At 71.6% G+C, this 19,306-nt stretch carries 16 protein-coding genes and 4 pseudogenes; 8 read left to right on the forward strand and 12 right to left on the reverse strand.

Translation table 11 applies throughout. From position 1 onward, the window contains the following. The coding region (locus tag ACFVV1_RS35550; RefSeq protein ID WP_389998380.1) for a helix-turn-helix domain-containing protein at nucleotides 1–224 on the reverse strand (224 nt) is incomplete at its 3' end. A 245-nt stretch (nucleotides 225–469) separates the two neighbouring features. On the opposite strand from ACFVV1_RS35550, the gene ACFVV1_RS35555 reads away from it, so the two are divergent. Together ACFVV1_RS35555 and ACFVV1_RS35560 are read left to right on the forward strand one after the other, a co-directional pair. Continuing rightward, on the forward strand, nucleotides 470–1,117 hold the full coding sequence (locus ACFVV1_RS35555) for a DUF305 domain-containing protein (RefSeq protein WP_389998229.1): 648 nt from the start codon (nucleotides 470–472) through the stop codon (nucleotides 1,115–1,117). Nucleotides 1,118–1,194: 77 nt separating this feature from the next. Next, nucleotides 1,195–2,613: an FAD-dependent oxidoreductase gene (locus ACFVV1_RS35560; RefSeq protein WP_389998382.1), complete on the forward strand. Its 1,419-nt coding sequence runs from the start codon at nucleotides 1,195–1,197 to the stop codon at nucleotides 2,611–2,613. Between the two features lie 2 nt (nucleotides 2,614–2,615). Here ACFVV1_RS35560 and ACFVV1_RS35565 read toward each other — a convergent pair. The 5 genes and pseudogenes from ACFVV1_RS35565 to ACFVV1_RS35585 form a co-directional block, all read right to left on the reverse strand. Beyond that, nucleotides 2,616–2,996 (reverse strand): annotated as a pseudogene (locus tag ACFVV1_RS35565) (ArsR/SmtB family transcription factor). A gap of 90 nt (nucleotides 2,997–3,086) precedes the next feature. Then, a complete protein-coding gene (locus tag ACFVV1_RS35570; RefSeq protein WP_389998231.1) occupies nucleotides 3,087–3,503 on the reverse strand; it encodes an acyl-CoA thioesterase in 417 nt (138 codons plus the stop codon). Between the two features lie 277 nt (nucleotides 3,504–3,780). Continuing rightward, a pseudogene (locus ACFVV1_RS35575) lies at nucleotides 3,781–4,568 on the reverse strand (tRNA-dihydrouridine synthase); the annotation flags it as partial. Nucleotides 4,569–5,409: 841 nt separating this feature from the next. Next, a complete protein-coding gene (locus ACFVV1_RS35580; protein ID WP_389998234.1) occupies nucleotides 5,410–5,790 on the reverse strand; it encodes a hypothetical protein in 381 nt (126 codons plus the stop codon). A 35-nt stretch (nucleotides 5,791–5,825) separates the two neighbouring features. Continuing rightward, nucleotides 5,826–5,942 (reverse strand): annotated as a pseudogene (locus ACFVV1_RS35585) (hypothetical protein); the annotation flags it as partial. A 53-nt stretch (nucleotides 5,943–5,995) separates the two neighbouring features. Between ACFVV1_RS35585 and ACFVV1_RS35590 the strand changes: the two are divergent. Together ACFVV1_RS35590 and ACFVV1_RS35595 are read left to right on the forward strand one after the other, a co-directional pair. Next, nucleotides 5,996–6,487: pseudogene (locus ACFVV1_RS35590) on the forward strand (substrate-binding domain-containing protein); the annotation flags it as partial. A 79-nt stretch (nucleotides 6,488–6,566) separates the two neighbouring features. Beyond that, nucleotides 6,567–7,112, forward strand: coding sequence for a GNAT family N-acetyltransferase (locus ACFVV1_RS35595; protein ID WP_389998237.1), 546 nt, complete (start codon nucleotides 6,567–6,569; stop codon nucleotides 7,110–7,112). Here the strand turns inward: ACFVV1_RS35595 and ACFVV1_RS35600 are convergent. Beyond that, on the reverse strand, nucleotides 7,100–7,816 hold the full coding sequence (locus ACFVV1_RS35600; RefSeq protein WP_389998240.1) for a cupin domain-containing protein: 717 nt from the start codon (nucleotides 7,814–7,816) through the stop codon (nucleotides 7,100–7,102). The genes ACFVV1_RS35595 and ACFVV1_RS35600 overlap by 13 nt on opposite strands. A gap of 183 nt (nucleotides 7,817–7,999) precedes the next feature. Here ACFVV1_RS35600 and ACFVV1_RS35605 point away from each other — a divergent pair, with 183 nt between their 5' ends. After that, the gene (locus ACFVV1_RS35605; protein WP_389998243.1) at nucleotides 8,000–9,088 is read left to right on the forward strand and encodes a WD40/YVTN/BNR-like repeat-containing protein; all 1,089 of its coding nucleotides are present in this window, start codon (nucleotides 8,000–8,002) and stop codon (nucleotides 9,086–9,088) included. A 414-nt stretch (nucleotides 9,089–9,502) separates the two neighbouring features. Here ACFVV1_RS35605 and ACFVV1_RS35610 read toward each other — a convergent pair whose 3' ends face one another. After that, complete coding sequence (locus ACFVV1_RS35610) at nucleotides 9,503–10,180, reverse strand: uracil-DNA glycosylase (protein ID WP_389998246.1); 678 nt, start codon at nucleotides 10,178–10,180, stop codon at nucleotides 9,503–9,505. 133 nt (nucleotides 10,181–10,313) lie between these two features. Here ACFVV1_RS35610 and ACFVV1_RS35615 point away from each other — a divergent pair, with 133 nt between their 5' ends. Both ACFVV1_RS35615 and ACFVV1_RS35620 read left to right on the forward strand, forming a co-directional pair. Beyond that, complete coding sequence (locus ACFVV1_RS35615) at nucleotides 10,314–11,414, forward strand: N-acetylglucosamine kinase (protein ID WP_389998249.1); 1,101 nt, start codon at nucleotides 10,314–10,316, stop codon at nucleotides 11,412–11,414. 119 nt (nucleotides 11,415–11,533) lie between these two features. Beyond that, nucleotides 11,534–12,457 carry a sirohydrochlorin chelatase gene (locus ACFVV1_RS35620; RefSeq protein WP_389998252.1) on the forward strand — a complete coding sequence of 308 codons (924 nt, stop codon included), beginning with the start codon at nucleotides 11,534–11,536 and terminating at the stop codon, nucleotides 12,455–12,457. 148 nt (nucleotides 12,458–12,605) lie between these two features. Here the strand turns inward: ACFVV1_RS35620 and ACFVV1_RS35625 are convergent, their stop codons facing one another. The 4 genes from ACFVV1_RS35625 to ACFVV1_RS35640 all read right to left on the reverse strand — a co-directional run bounded on the left by ACFVV1_RS35625 (nucleotide 12,606) and on the right by ACFVV1_RS35640 (nucleotide 18,330). After that, the gene (locus ACFVV1_RS35625) at nucleotides 12,606–13,691 is read right to left on the reverse strand and encodes a lactonase family protein (protein ID WP_389998255.1); all 1,086 of its coding nucleotides are present in this window, start codon (nucleotides 13,689–13,691) and stop codon (nucleotides 12,606–12,608) included. Nucleotides 13,692–13,821: 130 nt separating this feature from the next. Beyond that, entirely contained in the window at nucleotides 13,822–15,327 is a 1,506-nt protein-coding gene (locus ACFVV1_RS35630) for an FUSC family protein (protein WP_389998258.1), read from the reverse strand. Nucleotides 15,328–15,606: 279 nt separating this feature from the next. Next, nucleotides 15,607–16,926 carry a histidine kinase gene (locus tag ACFVV1_RS35635; RefSeq protein WP_389998260.1) on the reverse strand — a complete coding sequence of 440 codons (1,320 nt, stop codon included), beginning with the start codon at nucleotides 16,924–16,926 and terminating at the stop codon, nucleotides 15,607–15,609. A gap of 240 nt (nucleotides 16,927–17,166) precedes the next feature. Then, nucleotides 17,167–18,330 (reverse strand): acyltransferase, encoded by a 1,164-nt coding sequence (locus tag ACFVV1_RS35640; RefSeq protein ID WP_389998263.1) that lies wholly within the window; start codon nucleotides 18,328–18,330, stop codon nucleotides 17,167–17,169. 296 nt (nucleotides 18,331–18,626) lie between these two features. On the opposite strand from ACFVV1_RS35640, the gene ACFVV1_RS35645 reads away from it, so the two are divergent. Next, nucleotides 18,627–19,112, forward strand: a complete 486-nt coding sequence (locus ACFVV1_RS35645) for an Lrp/AsnC family transcriptional regulator (protein WP_389998265.1) — start codon at nucleotides 18,627–18,629, stop codon at nucleotides 19,110–19,112. Nucleotides 19,113–19,306: the final 194 nt, after the last annotated feature.

Genomic DNA, 19,306 nt, shown 5'->3' on the forward strand with positions numbered 1-19,306 from the left:
TCGTTGAGGAAGGCCAGTTCCTCGGTTTTCTTCCACGCCGTCAGCAGGGCCGAGGTCTGGTTGTAGTTGACCCGCTCCTGCCGCGTCCACGCCTTCGTGCGGGCCGCAAGCGCCAGGTTGTAGACCCTCCGCACGCATCCGAACGTGCGCGACAGCTCAGCCGCCTGCACATCCGTCGGACAGAAGCGGTATTTGAACGCCCTCTTCACATGGTTCGTGGCCATGCTCACAAACCAATGCGACCATGTAAAGATCAAATCTGCAGGTCAGAGCACCGTGATCCGCCTGGCGGCCAATCGCAGCCCTTGCCCCGCTCCGCAGGAGTCCGCTTCCTCTCCGCCCCGAAGCGCGGAGTATCCACGGAGGAATCAGATGGGTTTCTGATCGCTGTCGTGCGGAAGCGTGTTAGGACGGTTGGCAACCGTCCCATATGGCAATGGAGGTCCACTTGTTGATCCGCCCTCAGACCATGTGTGTACGCAGATCCGTGCTCGTCACGGCCGCCGTGTCCGCCGCTCTCGCACTGGGCGCCTGCGATGCGGGAAGCGGTGACAGCCATACGAACACGCAGGCGAGCGGGGGCCCTTCGGTGGTGGCACCCGGCAAACCGGGAGAGCCCGCGCGGACCCTGTCCGCGGAGGAGGCGGTGAAGGCCGCCGGAAACAATGCCCCCAATTCGGCCGACTTCCGGTATGTGCAGATGATGATCCAGCACCACGCCCAGGCATTGGAGTTGACCGGTCTCGTCACCGCCCGCTCCGACTCCGCCGCGGTCAAGCGCCTCGCCGAACGCATCACCGCGGGCCAGAAGCCGGAGATCGGCGCGATGGAGGGATGGCTCACGCACAACGGCGGAGAGAAGCGCAGGACCGGCCACGATCACTCGGCGATGCCGGGAATGGCGACCCCGGCGCAGCTGGAGCAGTTGCGGACGGCGGACGGCGCGGCCTTCGACAAGCTCTTCCTGAAGTTGATGATCACCCACCACCAGGGGGCGATCACGATGGCGACCGACGTGCTCTCGCAGGGCAACGACGTGCAGGTCGAGGAGATGGCCGGGGACGTCGTAGCCCAGCAGACGGTGGAGATCGACCGAATGCGCGCAATGTCGTCCTGACCATGCCCCGGGCGCGCCTCTCCCCCACCCGGACCGCCGGTGTCATGCTGGAGACATCCTGCGGGAAGAGGTGCGCCGTGCTTCGTGTCGCCGTCGTCGGCTCCGGTCCCAGCGGGGTCTACACCGCCCAGGCCCTGGTCGGGCAGGACCGGGTGCCCGATGTCCGGGTCCATGTGCTGGACCGGCTCCCCTGCCCGTACGGCCTGGTGCGCTACGGCGTCGCCCCCGACCACGAGAAGATCAAATCGCTGCAGAACAGTCTGCGGACCGTCCTGGAGCACGAGCGGATCACCTTCCTCGGCAATGTCGAGGTGGGCGGAGACGGGATCCCACCCGAACGGATCGGCGAGCTCTACCAGGCGGTCGTGTACTGCGTCGGGGCCGCAACCGACCGCGGCCTCGCCGTCCCCGGCGAGGACCTGCCCGGCAGCTGCTCCGCGACCGAGTTCGTCTCCTGGTACAGCGCACACCCCGACGCCGCCGCCAACAGCTTCGCGTTGCAGGCCCGTTCGGTCGTGGTGATCGGGGTCGGCAATGTGGCGGTGGACGTGGCGCGGATTCTCGCGCGGAGCGCGGCGGAGCTGCGCCCCACCGACGTACCGCATGGGGCGCTCGGCGCGCTGGCCGGAAGCCGGGTGCGCGAGGTCCACATGGCGGGCAGGCGCGGGCCCTCGCAGGCCAGGTTCACCACCAAGGAGCTGCGGGAACTGGGCGCGCTACCGCAGGCGCGGGTGATGGTGGACGAGGCGGAGCTGGCCCTCGACCCGGCGTACGTCGATCCGTCCCTCCGGTCGGCACCGGCTCTGTCCTCACCGCCGAACACGCCGCCCCTGACCGCGGCGGCGCGGCGCAATGTCGAGGTCCTGCGCGGATGGGCCGCGGCCGGCGCCACGGGTGCGGACGCGGAAGGAGACCCGGTGCGCAAGATCCACCTGCGGTTCTTTCTGCGTCCCGTCGAGCTGCTGGAGCGGGACGGCCGGGTGGCCGGGGTGCGGTTCGCCCGTACCGTGCCGGACGGCAGCGGGGGCGTACGCGACTCCGGTACGTACGAGGACATCGACGCCCAGCTCGTGCTGCGGGCCGTCGGCTACCGCGGGCTGCCGCTGCCCGGACTGCCGTTCGACGCGGTGCGCGGGACGGTGCCGCATCTGGCGGGGCGGGTACTGCGGGACGGGGTGCCGTCGCCCGGGGAGTACGTCGCCGGGTGGATCAAGCGCGGGCCCACCGGGGTGATCGGTTCGAACCGGTCGTGCGCGAAGGAGACGGTGGGGTCATTGCTCGACGACGCCCCGCTGCTCGCCGCGCGCCCGTCGGCGCCCGACCCCGTGGCCGCGCTGCGGGCGTGGGGACTGCGCCCGGTGGAATGGGACGGCTGGCTGTCCATCGAGCGGGCGGAGGCGGCGCTGGGCGGATCGCTGGGCCGGGGACCGGTGAAGATCCCGGACTGGGCGGGACTGCTGAGCGCCGCGCAGGGTGGCGACCCGGGCGGATCGTGAGGCTACCGGCCCTCGCCGTCGCGCCGCGCCTGCCGGTTCGCGGCGTCGAGGACGCTGTTGAGCAGGCCGGGGAACAGCGCTTCCAGATCGTCGCGGCGCAGCCCGTTCATCTTGGCCTACCGCGGTAGATCTGCTCGACGATGCCGCTCTCGCGCAGCACCCGGAAATGGTATGTGGACGTCGACTTGGACACCGGCAGGTCGAAGCAGGAGCAGCTGAGCTCGGATTCGGCGGCTGCCAGCTCCCGGACCACACGCAGCCGCCATCGGGTCGGAGAGCGCGTGGAGCACTCCCTCGATGCGGATCTCGTCGCGCGTGGGGTGGTCGAGCGCGCGGCCACCGACCGCAGCGGCGCTTGTGGCGGGGGCGCCGGCTGGGCTCATGATGGCTCCGCTTCCTGGTCCGGTCCGGCATCCCGTAATACGAGACCCATCGTAGTTCGGGATCCGCCGTACGCCGGATTCGGCAGTCGGTCAGCCGCTCAGCAGGTCCGGGTTCTCGGCGAGTGAGGCGAGGTGTCCCGCCGGGTCGGCGATCAGTTTGCGGGCCGTCAGGTCGAGCAGGCCCGCCACGCCGGTGACCTGCGCCGCGACCGTGCCGTCCTCCTTGAGGATCTGCTGCGCGATCTCGAACGTCTTCCCCTCGCCGTACACGAACTGACAGGTCACCCGAACCCGGTCCCCGCCGCGCAGTTCCCGCAGGAACTTCACCGTCGTCTCAAGGGACACCGGACCGACGCCACTGGCCAGCAGCTTCTCCTGCGGCAGGCCGGCCGTGCGCAGCAGTTCCCAGCGCGCGTGCTCTGCGTACTGCAGATAGACGGCCTGGTTCAGGTGCCCCTGCGTGTCGAGCTCGTAGCCCCGGACGGTCACGTCCACAGAAAAGGTCATGGCCGTACCAACATCACCGCGCATTCCGGCATTCCCGTCCGGCGTCGCGGCATCCGGGCCCCGACCGGGTTCGGCATGAGGTGGGGAAACCTGAACTCGGTGCGGCTGCATGCGACTTCGCCGGGATGCGGCTCGGTGCCGGGGCGGTCGGGGCGGCGAGCCGGGCGGCCCGGCGCAGGGTGGAGTGCGGCCCGGGCTCCCGCAACGCGTCAGGTCGTGCGGGGCTCCCGGGGCGGCGAGGTCCGCGCGGTCGGACCGCGCGTCGGACCGCGCGTCGGACCGCGCGGAAGTACTGCTCAGGCGTACGGACTTCGCCGCCCAGTTCGCGGGCCGCGTACTGGGCCCACGACGGGCTCCGCAGCAACTCGCGGCCGAGGAGGACCGCGTCCGCCCGGCCCTCGGTGATGATCTTCTCGGCCTGTTGCGGATCGGTGATCAGGCCCACGGCCGCCACGGGCAGCGAGGTCTCCGCCCTGACCCGCTCGGCGAAGGGAACCTGGTAGCCCGGCCCGGTCTCGATGCGGGCGCGCGGGGCGTTCCCGCCGCTGGAGACGTCCGGCAGGTCGACGCCATGGGCCGGCAGGTCCCCGGCCGACCGCACCGTCTCATCGACGGTCCAGCCCTCGCGCTCGTCCTCGTCGTTCCCGTGAGCCGGTCCGTGGCGGAGATCCGGAAGAGGGCGGGCAGCTCCTGCGGCCAGGCCTCCCGCACCACGTCGACGACCCGCAGCGCGAAGCGGACGCGGTTCTCGGAGCTGCCGCCGTACTCGTCCGTCCGCCGGTTGCTGTGCGGTGAGAGGAACTGGTCGATGAGGTATCCGTGGGCTCCGTGCACGTCGGCGCCCTCGAAGCCCGCGTCGGCGGCGCGGCGGGCCGCCTCACGGAACCGGCCGACGATGCCCTGGATCTCATCCACCGTCAGCTCGTGCGGCACGGGATGACCGTCGTCGAACGGCAGCGGGGTGGGGGCGACGGACGTCCAGCCGTGCGCGTCCGGACCGACGGGGCCGCCGCCCAGCCAGGGGGCCGCAGTCGACGCCTTGCGTCCGCCGTGCGCAAGCTGAACCGACTATCAGGCAACAAACAACGCACCGACCAGCGGAAACACAAAGGCCCCCACCAGAACGGCGCAGGCATCAACCCGGCGGGACGGACACGGAGGGGAACGTTCAGGTGCTGTGCAGGGGCTGCCACAAACTCAAGACCGCTACGGAGTTCGGGGCTGCTGCGTGACGCTGCCTCGGACGATGGATGAACCGTCCGAGGCAGAACGACACCCGGTGTGCCGCTAGCTACAGCCACCGCCGCACTGACACGAGCCGCCGGACTGGCAACCGCATGAGCAGCCTGGGCCGCACTGGCAGCCACTCGCAAGGGGCTTGCCGACTGTGGGCGCTGCTGCCTCTGTCCGATTCATGACGTGATGACCTCCTTCAGGTCAGCCCGTTGCCGACCGAGCCAGAGCGCCGCATGACACAGCGTCACCGAATCATAACTTTCGGTAGAACGGCTGAGAACCGACAGGGTGGCGCAAAGGCACCGCCCTGTGCGCGCCCTGACCAGGCTCGCGCCACGATCAGCTCGGGCGCGTCACGGCCTCTGCGACGCGGCTCGGCGCAGTGTCGTACCTCTGGTGCGTGTAGGCGCGGGCATTGTTGCTCACCGGCGCAGCAGCCTCCTGGGCCACGTATGCCCGGGACGCCCGCGTTCAGCGCGCTGTACTGGCACATGGGCGCCATCCGTACCCCGTTGGGAATGACGAGCGACCGCGGTGCAGGGCTCGAAGAGGGCACTCGCGCCGGACTCGGTTTCGACGGGTACGGAAGAATCGTCAGTACGACACCTCCCGTACTACGACACCCGTCACATTACGACGCTCCTCGTACAAGAGCGCCGCCGTTCCCGGCCTACCCGCGCCGCCTGAGCGTGATCGCGGTGTCCGCGTCGTACTCCTGGGTCCAGCTGCGTCCGGCGCCCGACTTCCAGGTGACCCGGGCGGTGGCGCCGTCGGTCCTGACGCTCTCCACCGTCATGGCCCGGTCGCCGTCCCGTACGTCCCCGCGGCGCAGCTCGCCCGCCTTCACGGTGACGGGCTCCGCCGACTGCGCGCTCTCGGCCTCGTCCGCCGCGAGGGCGAGAGCCGCCGCCAGCTCCCGGGCGCGGGCAGGGGTGCAGATCACAGCGATCTCTCCCGACGGTGCCACGCCCCGGATCCGGACCCCCGCCCCAACGGCGGTCACCTCCAGGGACGCGACGTGTCCGTCACGGTCCTCGATCCCACTCGTCATCGCTCTGCTCTCCCCTTGCCCGTACGCCCTTCGGCTCAGTTCAGCCGGAGGCTCTCCGGCGGGCCCAGGTAGCTGGGCTTGAGGCCGCCGGTGTCGACCACCAGGTTCTGCAGCACCACCGTCGGGTCGACCATCCAGAATTTGAGCACGTGACTCCGCCACCCCGTGAACGGGGTGGCTTCTCGCTATGCCTGGTTGGCGTCGCGGCGGACCAGCCCGGCCCGTAGAACGTTGGTTGCTCCAACGACGTCGGCGTGTGCCTGGTGGCCGCACGGGACGCAGTGGCCGGGCGGCGCTGGAGACCGCGGGACTGCCCATCGATCCGGAACTGATCCGGGAAGGCGAGTTCCGCCACGAGGCCGGCTACGCGGCGGGCCTCGAACTGCTGCGGCTGCCCGACCCGCCCACCGCCCTGTTCGCGGGCGACGGTCTCCAGGCCCTCGGCGTCTACGAGGCCCCCCGCGAACTGGGGCTGCGCATCCCGGAGGACCTGAGCGTCGTCGGCTTCGACGATCTGCCCCTCACCCGGCGGATCGGGCCGCCGCTCACCACGGTGGGCCAGCCGCTCATCGAGACGGCCGAGACCGCCACCCGTCCGGTCCTCGACCTCGCCCGGGGCGAGCGGCCCGCGACCACCCGGGGCGACCTGGCCACCAGGCTGGTGGTCCGCAGCAGCACCGCCGCCCCCAGCCGCTGACCCCGCACCCCGCTCACCCGGCCCGGCCTGCACTTATTTCCGTTGTGGGCCTGGCCGGACCCGCGTACCGTCCCCCGTCATGACAACCACCCCCACCCTGCACACCGGGCGGCTCCTCCTGGAGCCGTACACACCCGCGGACGAGGACGGCTTCGTGGCGCTCTTCCAGGACAGCCGGGTGTCCCGGTGGATGGGTGACGGACCGCAGACCGAGGCCGAGGACCGCGCCCTGTTCGGGCGGGTCTTCAGCAAGGTGTACGCACAGGAACTCTTCGACGTATGGGCCGTGCGCCACGGCGGCCGTCTGGTCGGCCACGCGGAGATCAAGCCCTCCCCGTCCCCGGATGTGGACGGTCACGAGATCGTCTACGCCCTGGCTCCGGCCGCGTGGGGGCAGGGGTTCGGCACCGAGGTCGCGAAGGCGCTGACCTCGTACGGGTTCGGCGCCCTCGGGCTCACCGAAGTGCACGCGACGGTGGCCGCCGAGAATGCCGCCTCGCTGGCGCTGCTGGGCCGGATCGGCTTCCGACACGTCCGGGACGCGGTGGAGGACGACGGCAGCACGACCCGGGTCCTGAGCTGCTCCGCCGGTGGTGACGGCGCCGGGGCCGGTCAGCCGCGGTAGACGTCCAGGCGCCCGCACATGCCGAACTTCCCGTGCGCGGAGGGCTGTTCGGCGTGCACGCGGGCGTCGGCGAGGTATCCGCCGTCACCGCGCTTCAGGGCGTCCAGCCGGCCGCCGGTCACCTCGGACGCGGCAGCGGCCCCCTTCCGCCAGCGCTCCCGCCAGTCCTCGGTCCTCGGGCGTACGAGGGCGGCGGCGGCCCGGTGGAAGGCTGCGAGCGGTTCGGGGTCGCCCGCCTCGGTGGCCCGGCGCAGCGCGAGGAAACCCTCGACGGCGAGGTCCCGGCGGGCGCGGGCGGCCCGTGCCTGTTCCGCTTCAAAACCGTCGGCAGGAAGGGCGACCGCCGCCCGGTAGGCCTCGGGGTCCGCCAGGTGGCGGGGCGGCAGGGTGAGTACGGCGTCACCGGCCTCGGGCAGTCCGCTGTTCTCCATGAGGACGACGATGCGCAGCCCGTCCTCGTTGACGAGGCGGTGGATCGTGCCCGGCGTGAACCAGACCAGTGCCCCGGTGGTCAGTGGCGTCTGCCGGAACCCCGACGTGGTGAGGGTCTGCACCGAGCCCGAGCCCCCGACCACCACATACCCCTCGGAGCAGGTGAGGTGGAGATGGGGTGTTCCGCCGCGCAGGCCGTCCTCGGTGGGCCAGTCGTAGACCCGCAGGTGGGACACGGCGATGGCGCCGGGCAGCCCTTCGAAGGTCGGCACAGGTGCTCCCAGGTCACTCCGCGAAAACGCTCGGCAAGCGCTTTCGACATGTGCTGCACCGTACCGTCGCCGGCCGTGGAAGCAACAGGGTCCGGGTGTCCGGGGCCGCCCTGCGGGTCTCTGTCAGTGGTGGGGTGCAGACTGGCGCGTATCCGGCACAACGGCGTATCGGGAGGTTCGGCCATGACCGACGTACTGCTCACCGTAGGCACCCGCAAGGGACTCTTCATCGGCCGCAGGCGCGGCGGCACGTGGGAGTTCGACGACCCGCATTTCAACGCCCAGGCGATCTATTCGATCGCCATCGACACCCGCAGGAAGGTTCCCCGCCTGCTGGTCGGCGGAGACAGCGCGCACTGGGGCCCGTCGGTCTTCCACTCCGACGACCTGGGCGCCACCTGGGTCGAACCGAAGCAACCGGCCGTGAAGTTCCCGGAGTTCACCGGGACGTCGCTGGAGCGGGTCTGGCAGCTGCACCCGGCGGGCCCCGAGGCGCCCGATGTCGTGTACGCGGGGACGGAGCCGGCCGCGCTGTTCCGTTCCGAGGACGGTGGGGAGTCCTTCGAGCTGGTCCGCCCGCTGTGGGAGCATCCGACGCGTTCGAAATGGGTGCCGGGCGGCGGCGGTGAGGGACTGCACACCATCCTCACGGACCCGAGGGACGCCCGGGAGGTGACGGTCGCGGTCTCCACGGCCGGGGTGTTCCGCACCAAGGACGGCGGTGCCAGCTGGGCCCCGGCGAACAAGGGCGTGTCGGCGGTGTTCCTCCCCGACCCGAACCCGGAGTTCGGCCAGTGCGTCCACAAGGTGGCCAGGGACGCGGTCGATCGCGACCGGCTCTACCTCCAGAACCACTGGGGAGTCTTCCGGAGCGACGACTCCGGGGACAACTGGACGGACATCGGCCGGGACCTCCCCTCCGATTTCGGTTTCGCCGTAGCCGCGCACCCGCACCGCGCGGACACGGCGTACATCTTCCCTATCAACGCCGACGCCGACCGCGTCCCGGCCGAACACCGCTGCCGGGTGTTCCGCACCGAAGACGCAGGCCGTACCTGGGAGCCGCTGTCGGCAGGCCTGCCCGAGGAGATGCATTACGGCACGGTGCTGCGCGACGCGCTCCGTACGGACGACGCCGACCCGGCGGGCATCTACTTCGGCAATCGCAACGGCGAGGTGTACGCGAGCGCGGACGACGGCGACAGCTGGCAGCAGCTCGCCGCGCATCTGCCGGATGTCCTCTGTGTCCGGGCGGCGGTCATCGGTTCGTGACCACCGGCGGTTGATCCACGCGGCAGGCCCGGCGGGCAGTCGGCGGCGGGCCGGCCGGAGCAGCACCGTCCGGCATGGCACGGCGTCGGCTCACCTCTTCTCGGGCCGTCGCACACGAGACCGATCGGCCGGTCATCGGCCCAACGCCTCCCCCTGGCCACACCGTTCCACGCAATCGCGCGGCACGAGGCAACCCCTGGGTGTCGCGCACAGTCCTCCGGGGGCGGGGCCCGAGGAATCGCTGCGGATGCGGCTGATCACCTATGACGACGACTGGGAGCCGCAGGAAGGACCGGTGCTCACCGGCACCGTGCGGGACACGCCGTGACACGGGACGCGTCGCGCGGGTGATCCGAGGACGTGGCACCGGCTCCCTCTCGGGGTCGGTGCCACGTCGAGGTGGAGGTCCGGCTGCTACGGCAACTGCCAGTCCACCGGCTGGGCGCCCTGGCCGAGCAGGAGTTCATTGGTACGGCTGAAGGGGCGCGAGCCGAAGAAACCGCGGTCCGCCGACATGGGCGAGGGGTGCGCGGACTCGATCGCCGGGAAGCCGTCGAGGAACGGACGCAGATTACGGGCGTCACGCCCCCACAGCACGGACACCAGGGGCTTGCCGCGCGCGGCCAGCGCCCGGATGGCCTGCTCGGTCACTTCCTCCCAGCCCTTGCCGCGGTGCGCGCCCGGCTTGCGGGGTGCCGTCGTGAGCGCCCTGTTCAGCAGCAGCACGCCCTGGCGCGTCCACGGTGTCAGATCGCCGTTGGACGGCCGCGGAAGCCCCAGGTCCGTGTGCAGTTCGCGGAAGATGTTCTCCAGACTGCCGGGCAGCTGACGCACATCGGGGGCCACCGAGAAGCTCAGGCCCACCGCCATCCCCGGTGTCGGGTACGGGTCCTGACCGACGATCAGGACGCGTACCTCGTCGAAGGGTTGCTGGAACGCGCGCAGGACGTTCGCTCCGGCGGGCAGATAGGTGCGGCCGGCCGCGACCTCCGCACGCAGGAAATCGCCCATCGCGGCGATGCGTCCGGCCACAGGGGCAAGCGCCTCGGCCCATCCGGACTCGACTACTTCGTTCAACGGTCGTGGTGCCACAGAACATCACTCTACCGGCGTACACGCCCCGCCCCCGACGGGCGGTCCCGCAGGTCATCCACACCCCCGGTCCGGGCCTGCGGAGCCAGGGATAGGCTGCCGCCGTCATTCCTCTTCTCCCTGGAGCCGGTTCATGAGCTCACGCAGGTATTCGCCGGAAAGCAGCGGTGCCGGTGTGCGTCCGGGCGCGGAGACGGGTGCGTCGGGGCCGTTCGTGCTCGGCGTGGACTCGGGCGGTTCCGGGCTGCGGGTGGCGCTGGGCGCCCTCGACAGGTCCGCGGCGGTAGGTACGACGGTCTGCGCCGAGCCGGTACGCACCGGGCCTGCGGGTATCGACGCGGGCCATCTCCTGGAACAACTGCTGCCCGCCGCCCGTCTGCTGCTGGAGCGGCACAGCTGCGGCAGCGGCAGCGCGGAAGGCTCCGCGATCACCGCCGTGGCGATCGGCGCCGCCGGTATGGCGACGCTCGGCGGGCAGTTGCGCGCCGAACTTCCCTCGGCCCTGGAGCAGGCGCTCGGGGTGCGCCGGCTGGCTCTCGCCGCCGATGCCGTGACCGCGTACGCGGGTGCGGTCGGTCAGCGTCCGGGGGCGGTCGTCGCGGCCGGCACGGGCATGATCGCGCTGGGTACGGATCTGACGAGCTGGCGCCGGGCCGATGGCTGGGGGCATCTGCTGGGTGACAGCGGTGGTGGCGCCTGGATCGGGCGGGCCGGCCTCGATGCGGCCATGCGCGCCCATGACGGGCGGCGCGGCGGGTCCGCCCCGCTGCTGGCCCGGCTGGAAGCCGTGTTCGGGCCGGCGCCGGAGCTGCCGGGGCTGCTCTATCCGCGTACCGACCGGGCTGCCGTGCTGGCCTCGTTCGCGCCCGAGGTCGCCTCGTGTGCGGGGCACGATCCGGTCGCCGCGGGCATTCTGCGCCAAGCCGCCGGACATATCGCGGAGGCGGCCGCGGCAGTGTGCCCCAAGGCCGGGGCCGACGACGAACCATGTGAAGTGGCCCTGACGGGCGGCCTGTTCCGGATGGGCGATCCGCTGCTCGTACCGCTGCGCGAGGAACTCTCCCGGCAGGTCCCGCAGGCACGGCCGGTCCCCGGTTCGAGTGATCCGCTGGCCGGGGCGCTGTCCATCGCCCAGGCGTTGGCCACCGGTGATCTGCGACTGCCCCGCCATCCGACGCTGCTCCGCGTACCCGGTGAAGGGCCCGGGAAGGAGCCGGGACAGACGCCCGGATAGGTACCGACAGAGCAGGATAGTCGGCCAGTAAGCCTCTCATCGGATAAATGCGGACAGATGACACCCGACTGCCCCCTCCCCGAACGGAGCGGTACCCAAAACCAGTAGCATGCGGCGCCATGAGCACCCCCACTGGGCCCGCTTCCGGCCTGCCTGTACGAATGCCGCGACCTCGCCAGTCCGGACGGCACCGCCGCCCGGAGCCCGTGGTCGCACCCGAGGGCGCTGCCGCGCTCGTTCTCGCCGTTCCCGGTACCCCCTCTTCGGCCACGCGGAGCCTGGCCGAAGAGGTGATCAGCATCGCCCGTTCCGAGCTGCCCGGCCTCAATGCCCGGATCGGCTACCTCGATGGCGACGATGCCGAGTACCCGACGCTGTCGTCCGTACTCACCAACAGCGCCGCCGAGCGCGTCGCGCGCTACGAGCAGGCGCTGGCCGTCGGCCGTGAGGTCGCCGAGCCCGAGGGGCCGTCCGCCGTCGTGGTGCCGCTGCTCGCGGGACCGGACAGCGCACTGATCCGACGCATACGGCAGGCCGTGATGGACAGCGGTACGCAGGTCGAGCTGACCGATGTGCTCGGCCCCCACCCGCTGCTCGCCGAGGCGCTGCACGTACGGCTCTCCGAGGCTGGTCTGGCCCGCGCCGACCGTGCCAGGCTCTTCACCGTGGCAACGGCCGCCGACGGCATCGTGCTGGCCACGGTGGGTGGCGAGGAGGCCGTGCAGGCCGCCGGGATCACCGGCATGCTGCTCGCCGCCCGGCTCGCCGTACCGGTGATGGCCGCCGCACTCGACGTGGAGGGTTCCGTCGCGTCGATCGCAGAGCAGTTGACGGGTTCCGGCTCGGCGCAGCTCGCTCTCGCTCCGTACCTCGTCGGCCCCGAGGTGCCCGGCGGGCTGCTGGACGCCGCCGCGAAGGAGGCGGGCTGCGCGACGGCCGAGCCGCTCGGCGCGTATCCGGCGATCGGCAAGCTCGTGCTGTCGATGTACACGACGACGCTCGGTATCGCGCCGGCTGCGCCGCAGGGTGCGCAGGCGCACTGACCCGGTGCCGGTGTGCCCGGGGCTCCTCGTCCGGATCGCGCCGGGCTCGCGGGCCCTGGCGGCGCGTGTGCCCTCGATCGCCGGGCCGGCTTGGATCTCCTGGCCCGTCCGGCGATCGCACGGTGCGTGGCGCGGTGGTGTCGTGATCTCAGGCGAAGATCACGCAGGACGCGGCCGGGGCCTCCAGCGAGCCCGCGCGGTGCGGAATGCCGGTCGCCGGGTCGACGGCGAACCAGCTGACGTTCCCGGACCGCTCGTTGGCCGCGTACAGCCATCGGCCGGTGGGGTCGAGCGCGAGGTCGCGCGGCCAGTGCCCGCCACAACCCACGGTCGTGACCAGGGTCGCCTGCTCGCCCGTCGCGTCGAGCGCGAGAACGGAGATGCTGTCGTGCCCCCGGTTGGCGGTCCAGAGAAACCGTCCGTCGTGCGAGACGACCACCTCGGACGGGTACGTCACCGTGTCCGCGCCGCCCGCCGGTTCCCCGGGAAGCACGGAGGTCTCACCGACCGGTTCGAGGACTCCCGTGGTGGCGTCCCATCTGCATGCGGTGACGGTCGGTTCGAGTTCGTTCAGGACGTAGGCACGGCCGCCCGCGGGATGGAACGCCAGATGGCGTGGGCCGGTGCCCGCCCGCAGCGCCGTCTCGCCGTGCGTCCGCAGCACCCCGCTGGTCGGGTCGAGCGCGCAGATCCGTACGGAGTCCGTGCCGAGGTCCACGCTGAGCACCCAGTTCCCGGAGGGGTCCGGCAGCACCTGGTGGGCGTGCGGGGCCTGCTGGCGGCCGGGGTTCGGACCGCTGCCCTCGTGCCGGAGCACGGTGGTGACATCCCCGAGGGAACCGTCGGCCCGCACGGACAGGGCGCTCACGCTGCCGGAGCCGTAGTTGGCGGTGAGCAGATGCCCGCCCGCGAGCGCGAGGTGGGTCGGACCACTGCCTCCGACCGGTCGGATCTCGCCGATCGGCTGCGGCACATCGCCGGTGATGTCGAGGGCGGCGGCCGCGCCGTGCTCGGTCTCACTGACCGTGTAGAGCACCCTGCCGCCCGGCCCCGGCCCGTGCCCCAGGACGAGATACGAGGGATCGGGGACGGTGTCCGTCGCGCCGAGGACCGTCAGCGCCCCGGTCTCCTGATCCACGGCGGCGACAGTGATTCCCCGCCCGCCCGCCGAGGTGAACGACCCGATGAATGCCCGCCCCGCGCCGTTGCCGCTGCCCACCGCACTGCTTGTCATCGCACTGCCCCTCTTCGCCGAGTGACCACGGCCGTTCTCGCCGTCGTGATCTTCCGGGGGCGACGGTAGCAGTCGGCCCTTCGAGGTCTAGACCAAGGCCGTCGACTGTCGCCGGCGCCCCGGGGCGGCCTCACACACTGATCAGCGGGGCGCGCGGATCGCTGCGCAGCGGGGTGGCGAGTTCGGCGAGGGCCCGCTCCAGACCGTGCAGATGGGCGAGCGCGGGTTCCGCGGCGGCCCGGTGTTCCGGGACGCTCGGTGAGCTCGCCCGGTGCGGCAGGTCCGGGGCCGTCAGCGCCTCCACGGCGGCCTCGACGCGCCAGCAGGCGGCAGCGAGGCGGGCGTCGTGGGACGCTTCCGGGTCCGCGGCGACGAAGGCCAGTCCGCGCACGTCCCGTGCGCAGGTGTCCAGCAGGGCGAGTACCTGCCGGGCACGGGCCTTGCGGGCACGCAGCGGACTCAGCGGGTGCACCAGCGGGGCCAGGGACAGCCGCACCCGTCCGAGGAGCGCCTCCAACTCGGCGATCCGGGGCGCGGGATCGGCGGTCGGCGTGCCCGAGAGACGCGCCGCGGCCTCTGCCGTACAGGTGTGTACGCAGCGCAGGGCCCGCTGGATCCACGCGTCGGTCGTGACGTGTGTGGTGACCGGCAGCACGAGGAGCACCGCGAGCATCGCACCGAGCGCTCCGGCTGCGGTCTCGGTGAGCCGCAGTACGAGCAGGGCCGGGTCCAGCACGCCGAGGAGACCGTAGAGCGCTCCGGCCATCACCGTCACCGAGAACACCATCCAGGTGTAGGAGACCGCGGCGGTGTAGAAGATCCCGAAGACGCCGATCGCGACGAGGACCGCGCTGGGCACGGCCGCCCCATGCAGCGGAACGACGACGGCCAGGCCGATGGGGATGCCGATCAGCGTTCCCAGGATCCTGCGGAAACCGCGTACCAGCGTCTCTCCGCGCGACGCGGTGTTCACGAAGACCCACCAGGTGGCGCCCACGGCCCAGTACCAGCGCTCCTCGGACAGGAGCAGTCCCGCCACGAGTGCCAGGGCTCCCCCGGTGGTCGCCTGAATCGCCTGGCGTGTGGTCGCGCGGGCCAGCCCCTTACCGGTCACCGGGGCGGGTACGGGGGCGGCGGGCAATCGCCGCTCGTAGCACCACAGTCCGAAGCGTACGGTCGACGAGGCGAGCAGGGAGAGGGCGACCGCGGAGTACAGCTCGGGCAGCTGTCCGGGCAGCGTGTGGAGGAACTGCGTGGTGAAGAAGGCCATGAACGCGAACACGCCCAGTGAGTGACCGCGCGGACCCCATCGCCTGGCGTACACGCCCAGGCCCATGACCGCGAGGAACGCCGTGTCCCGCGCCAAGGGGTGGTCGTGCAGCCCGGCGGCGAGGGCGAGCACGGGGAAACCGGCGGCCGGCAGCAGGGCGGTGGTGATCGCCTGAGCGCGCACCGTGGTGTCCAGCACCGTGAACAGGGCCAGCAGCGCGGCGAGACCGCCGGTGATCGCCGCGACGAGCGAGTGACCGGCCAGTCCGCACACCACGACGGCCGACCCGATGCCGAGGACGGCCCGGACACCGCTGCGCAGCCGCAGTCGGCCCGGGTCCGGGGAAACGAACATCCTCTTCAGCACCGCATGCTCCCGCTTCTGCACACCGGCCCTGCACACCGGCATGAAAAAGGCGCCGCGGGGATCCGCAGCGCCATCGACGGGTCCATCACAACATCTCTGCGACCTGTGGCTCAACCCGACAGGGGACCACTGGACCATTGGCCCAGATTCCAGGCGATTGTCCGCGCCACGGATAGGCCAACGGACCGGAACGGGACCGAACCCCACCCGTAACACCCCGGCATGAGTGTGGCCGCCGCGTGGCCGCATGACTCGACGCCACCTCGACCGGGCGGGTGGTCATCGGTACCGGGCAGGGGGCTGCACGGGCAGTATCGCGGTCACTTCGTAGCCGCCGTCGGGGGAGGCTCCCACGGCGAGTTCGCCGCCCAGCATCGCGGTGCGTTCGCGCATGCCGAGCAGGCCGTGGCCCGCGCCCGCCGAGGGCGGGGCGGCCCGGTCCGGCGGGGTGTTGGTGACCCGGACCGTGACCCCTGACGCGTGGTGGTCGATCTCCACCCGCACCTGCGCACCCGGGGCATGACGCATGGCGTTGCTGAGGGCCTCCTGCACGATGCGGAACGCCGAAAGCTCGACGCCCGGTGACAGGGGGCGAGGCTCTCCGATGGTCTCGGAGGTGACGGTGAGCCCGGCGCCGCGCGCATTGGCGATCAGTTCGTCCAGCCGGTCGAGAGTGGGCTGGGGGGCGTGCCGGGTGGCCTGAGGTGGGTCCTCGGAGCGCAGCACGCCGAGCACCCGGCGCAGTTCGGTGAGCGCCTCGACCGCGTTCTTGCGAATGCCCTCGGCGTTCTCCTTCAGCTCGTCGGACGGGTTCTCGACCAGGTGCGGAACGACCTGCGCCTGGATGGAGATGACCGACATATGGTGGGCGACCACATCGTGCAGTTCGCGGGCGATCCTGCTGCGTTCCTCCAGAAGGGTGCGCCGCGCGCGCTCCTCTGCGGTGAGTTCCTCCTGTACGACCAACTGCGTACGGGCCACTCCGAGACCGCGGAGCGCGGCCCCGACCACCACCGAGGTGATGAGGACCCCGACGGCGAGACGGATGTCGCCGTGGTCGGGCCAGCGTCGGCTCGCGCCGCAGGCGAGTCCGACCAGCAGGGTGATCGTCAGGGTCTCGGCCGCGATCCGGGGCCGGACCCGTAGGGCGAGCAGGAACAGCACCACGGTCTGCAGCGCGATCCCGGCCGCGTCCCAGGGGTACGTCACGCCGCCGGGCACGGGGACCGCGGCGAACGGACCCGGGTCGGAAGCCGCGGCGAACGGGGTGACCACGACCATGACGAGCAAGGAAGCCCACCAGGCCTGGACCGGGCGGAACAGCGCGGCGACGACCGCCGCCGACTGGATCCCGGCGAACAGGATGCCGAGCTGTATGCCCGTCCCGTAACGGAAGGCGAACTGGTTGGTCTGAACGATCAACATGCCCACCGCGACCATCACCAGTGGTACCGCGATCACCGGACGCCAGTCCAGCCAACGCGGCTGCCCCGGCTGCCCGTTCGGGTCGGCCGACGACGTCAGGAGATCCGTGCGCAGGGTATGGGGCACTGCCCGCAGCACCTGTGCCGACCGCTTGGCCATGTCTCCCCGTTTCATGAGCCGCACCTTAGACCGACCGGCAATTGGGGGGTGGGAGAAGGAGCGGGGCTGGGTGCGTGCAGTTGCGAGGCGGAGGATCGAGGCATGGCGGATGGGGCCTCCCCCGCTCGAGCGAAGCCGAGAGCTCGGGGAACACGGTGATTGACGACAACGCGGGAGGGGGTCCCCCTGGCCCTCAAGGCCTTGCGCGAGTGCGTGCCCAGCCCCGCGACGCCGCCCCCCAATTGCCGGTCGGTCTCAGACATGCCGCGCCGCCTCCGCCCGTGCGGGACGCCGTTCGCGGACGACCAGACTGTTCCTCCGTGCCCGGCCCTGCTCGTAACCGCGGAACGCCACGCAGCAGATCAACAGTGCCCCGGCGAACGCGGGCAGCCAGGCCGGCCGGGCGAGTACCCAGCCGGGGGCGTCGGGGACGGTGTGCAGGCCCGGCAGGGTCCCGCCCACCAGGAGGCCGGTGGCGGTGACCGCGATCATCGCGGTCTGGTGCCACAGGAAGATCGTCATCGCGGAGAGGTTCACCGTCGCCACCGCCGCCCAGAGGGCCGGGCGTCGCAGCGCCCGGCGCAGCGGGCCGAGCAGCAGCAGCGCCGCTCCGCACTGGGCGAGGCCGAAGGTGACCACGGCGAGCGTCGGCGGGTCGAGGTTGGAGATCTTCACGCCGGGCACTCCGACCATCGCTGCGGGGTAGCCGGCCCGGAGTACGAGTCCGGCGGTGGCGGCGGCTCCGCCGATCAGCAGCGCCCAGCCGGTCCTGCGGCCGCACAGGTCGCCCCGGGCCCAGGCCGCGCCCAGACAGTACGGAACCAGCCAGCCGGCCAGCACGTTGACCGAGGCGAACCCGCCGGAGGCGCCCAGGCCGAACCGGTAGAGGTCGGTGATCAGCACGACGGCGAACGGCCACAGCGGATGCAGCCTCGCCACGAGCGGGGTCGCCGCGGTCAGCACCGCGAAGACCACCAGGAACCAGAGCGGGGACCACACGAGCTTGCACAGCGCGCGCACGGTGTCCTGGTCCGCTCCCGAGGCGAGCATCGTGCCCGCCGTCACGGTCCATACGAGCAGCACGACGACCACCGGCCGCAGCAGCCGGGCCATCCGCGTGCGGAGCCACCGGCCGTAGTTCTCGCCCCGGGCGCGGGCGGAGGCGTAGCTCTTCGCACCGACCTGTCCACCGACCAGGAAGAAGACGGCAAGGGTCTGGAACACCCAGGAGACCGGGGTGAATCGGGGCATGTAGTGCAGCGGGCTCGAACCGTGCATGGTGCCGCTGTCGACGACCAGTGCGGTCACCATCCAGTGGCCGAGAACGACGCCCAGGATGGCGATGGCGCGCAGGGCGTCGATGGCGCGGTCGCGGTCGGCGGGAGTGGCGGATTCGATCCGCCGGACGACGTCACGCATGGCGCTCTCCCGAGGGCTCTGCGGGCATGGCCGTTGCGGCCACAATCCGGACCATGGCGAGGGTTCCTTCCGTACCGGACGGCTTGCGGTGCTTCGGGTACAGAAGCTATGGACGGGGCCTCGTAGTCCGCGTCACGCCCGGGTGTGAACCTCTTTCGTAGGTCTGGAGGACTACGGGTATGAGACGGGCATGGGACGGGAGCCGGGGCTGCGCCGGATCGGTGTGAACGGGCAGCCGACGGGCCGTTGGTACAGTCGCAGCCCGGATCGGCCTACCAGGAAGTGACGAACGGACCATGGCGGTGGACGCCCTCGACACCCGCATCCTGCGGTTGCTCATCGAGCAACCGCGTACCAGCGTCCGTGAGTACGCGCGCATCCTCTCCGTCGCCCGGGGCACCCTCCAGGCCCGGATCGACCGGCTGGAGCGGGACGGTGTGATCACCGGTACGGGACCGGTCCTGTCCCCCGCCGCACTGGGTCACCCGGTGCTGGCCTTCGTTCATCTGGAGGTCACCCAGGGGCACCTGGACGAGGTCGGTGAGGCGCTCGCCGGGGTGCCGGAGATCGTCGAGGCCTTCTCGACCACGGGCGGCGGTGATCTGCTGGCCCGGGTGGTGGCCCGCGACAACGGGCATCTGGAGGATGTGATCCAGCGTCTGATCCGGCTGCCCGGCGTGGTCAGGACGCGTACCGAGGTGGCGCTGCGCGAGCGGGTGCCGCACCGACTGCTGCCGCTGGTCGAATCGGTGGGCCGCTCGGTCCCTGCCGGCCCGAAGTGATCACCGTGTCGGCATGCCGGATGCCCTGAACTCGCCACACCTTCCGGCCTTTTCGGCCCTTTTCGACCTCGACGGCCCGCTGGGCCCCCTTCCCCGGCTCAGCAACCGTGAGGCGCTGACGGTCCTGCGCGCCGGCCGGTTCCGGCGCCCTGATCCTGCCTGTCACGTTCATCGGAAACCCGTCGGCCGCCTCG

Source organism: Streptomyces sp. NPDC058092 (assembly GCF_042884935.1).
GTDB lineage: Bacteria > Actinomycetota > Actinomycetes > Streptomycetales > Streptomycetaceae > Streptomyces.

What these genes read in the sequence shown, in the direction of transcription:
- ACFVV1_RS35605 (WP_389998243.1), top strand. Translation starts at nt 8,000, where the DNA reads ATGACCGACGTACTGCTCACCGTAGGCACCCGCAAGGGACTCTTCATC.
- ACFVV1_RS35620 (WP_389998252.1), top strand. Translation starts at nt 11,534, where the DNA reads ATGAGCACCCCCACTGGGCCCGCTTCCGGCCTGCCTGTACGAATGCCG.
- ACFVV1_RS35645 (WP_389998265.1), top strand. Translation starts at nt 18,627, where the DNA reads ATGGCGGTGGACGCCCTCGACACCCGCATCCTGCGGTTGCTCATCGAG.
- ACFVV1_RS35635 (WP_389998260.1), bottom strand. Translation starts at nt 16,926, where the DNA reads ATGAAACGGGGAGACATGGCCAAGCGGTCGGCACAGGTGCTGCGGGCA.
- ACFVV1_RS35580 (WP_389998234.1), bottom strand. Translation starts at nt 5,790, where the DNA reads ATGACGAGTGGGATCGAGGACCGTGACGGACACGTCGCGTCCCTGGAG.
- ACFVV1_RS35625 (WP_389998255.1), bottom strand. Translation starts at nt 13,691, where the DNA reads ATGACAAGCAGTGCGGTGGGCAGCGGCAACGGCGCGGGGCGGGCATTC.
- ACFVV1_RS35595 (WP_389998237.1), top strand. Translation starts at nt 6,567, where the DNA reads ATGACAACCACCCCCACCCTGCACACCGGGCGGCTCCTCCTGGAGCCG.
- ACFVV1_RS35555 (WP_389998229.1), top strand. Translation starts at nt 470, where the DNA reads ATGTGTGTACGCAGATCCGTGCTCGTCACGGCCGCCGTGTCCGCCGCT.
- ACFVV1_RS35570 (WP_389998231.1), bottom strand. Translation starts at nt 3,503, where the DNA reads ATGACCTTTTCTGTGGACGTGACCGTCCGGGGCTACGAGCTCGACACG.
- ACFVV1_RS35615 (WP_389998249.1), top strand. Translation starts at nt 10,314, where the DNA reads ATGAGCTCACGCAGGTATTCGCCGGAAAGCAGCGGTGCCGGTGTGCGT.
- ACFVV1_RS35640 (WP_389998263.1), bottom strand. Translation starts at nt 18,330, where the DNA reads ATGCGTGACGTCGTCCGGCGGATCGAATCCGCCACTCCCGCCGACCGC.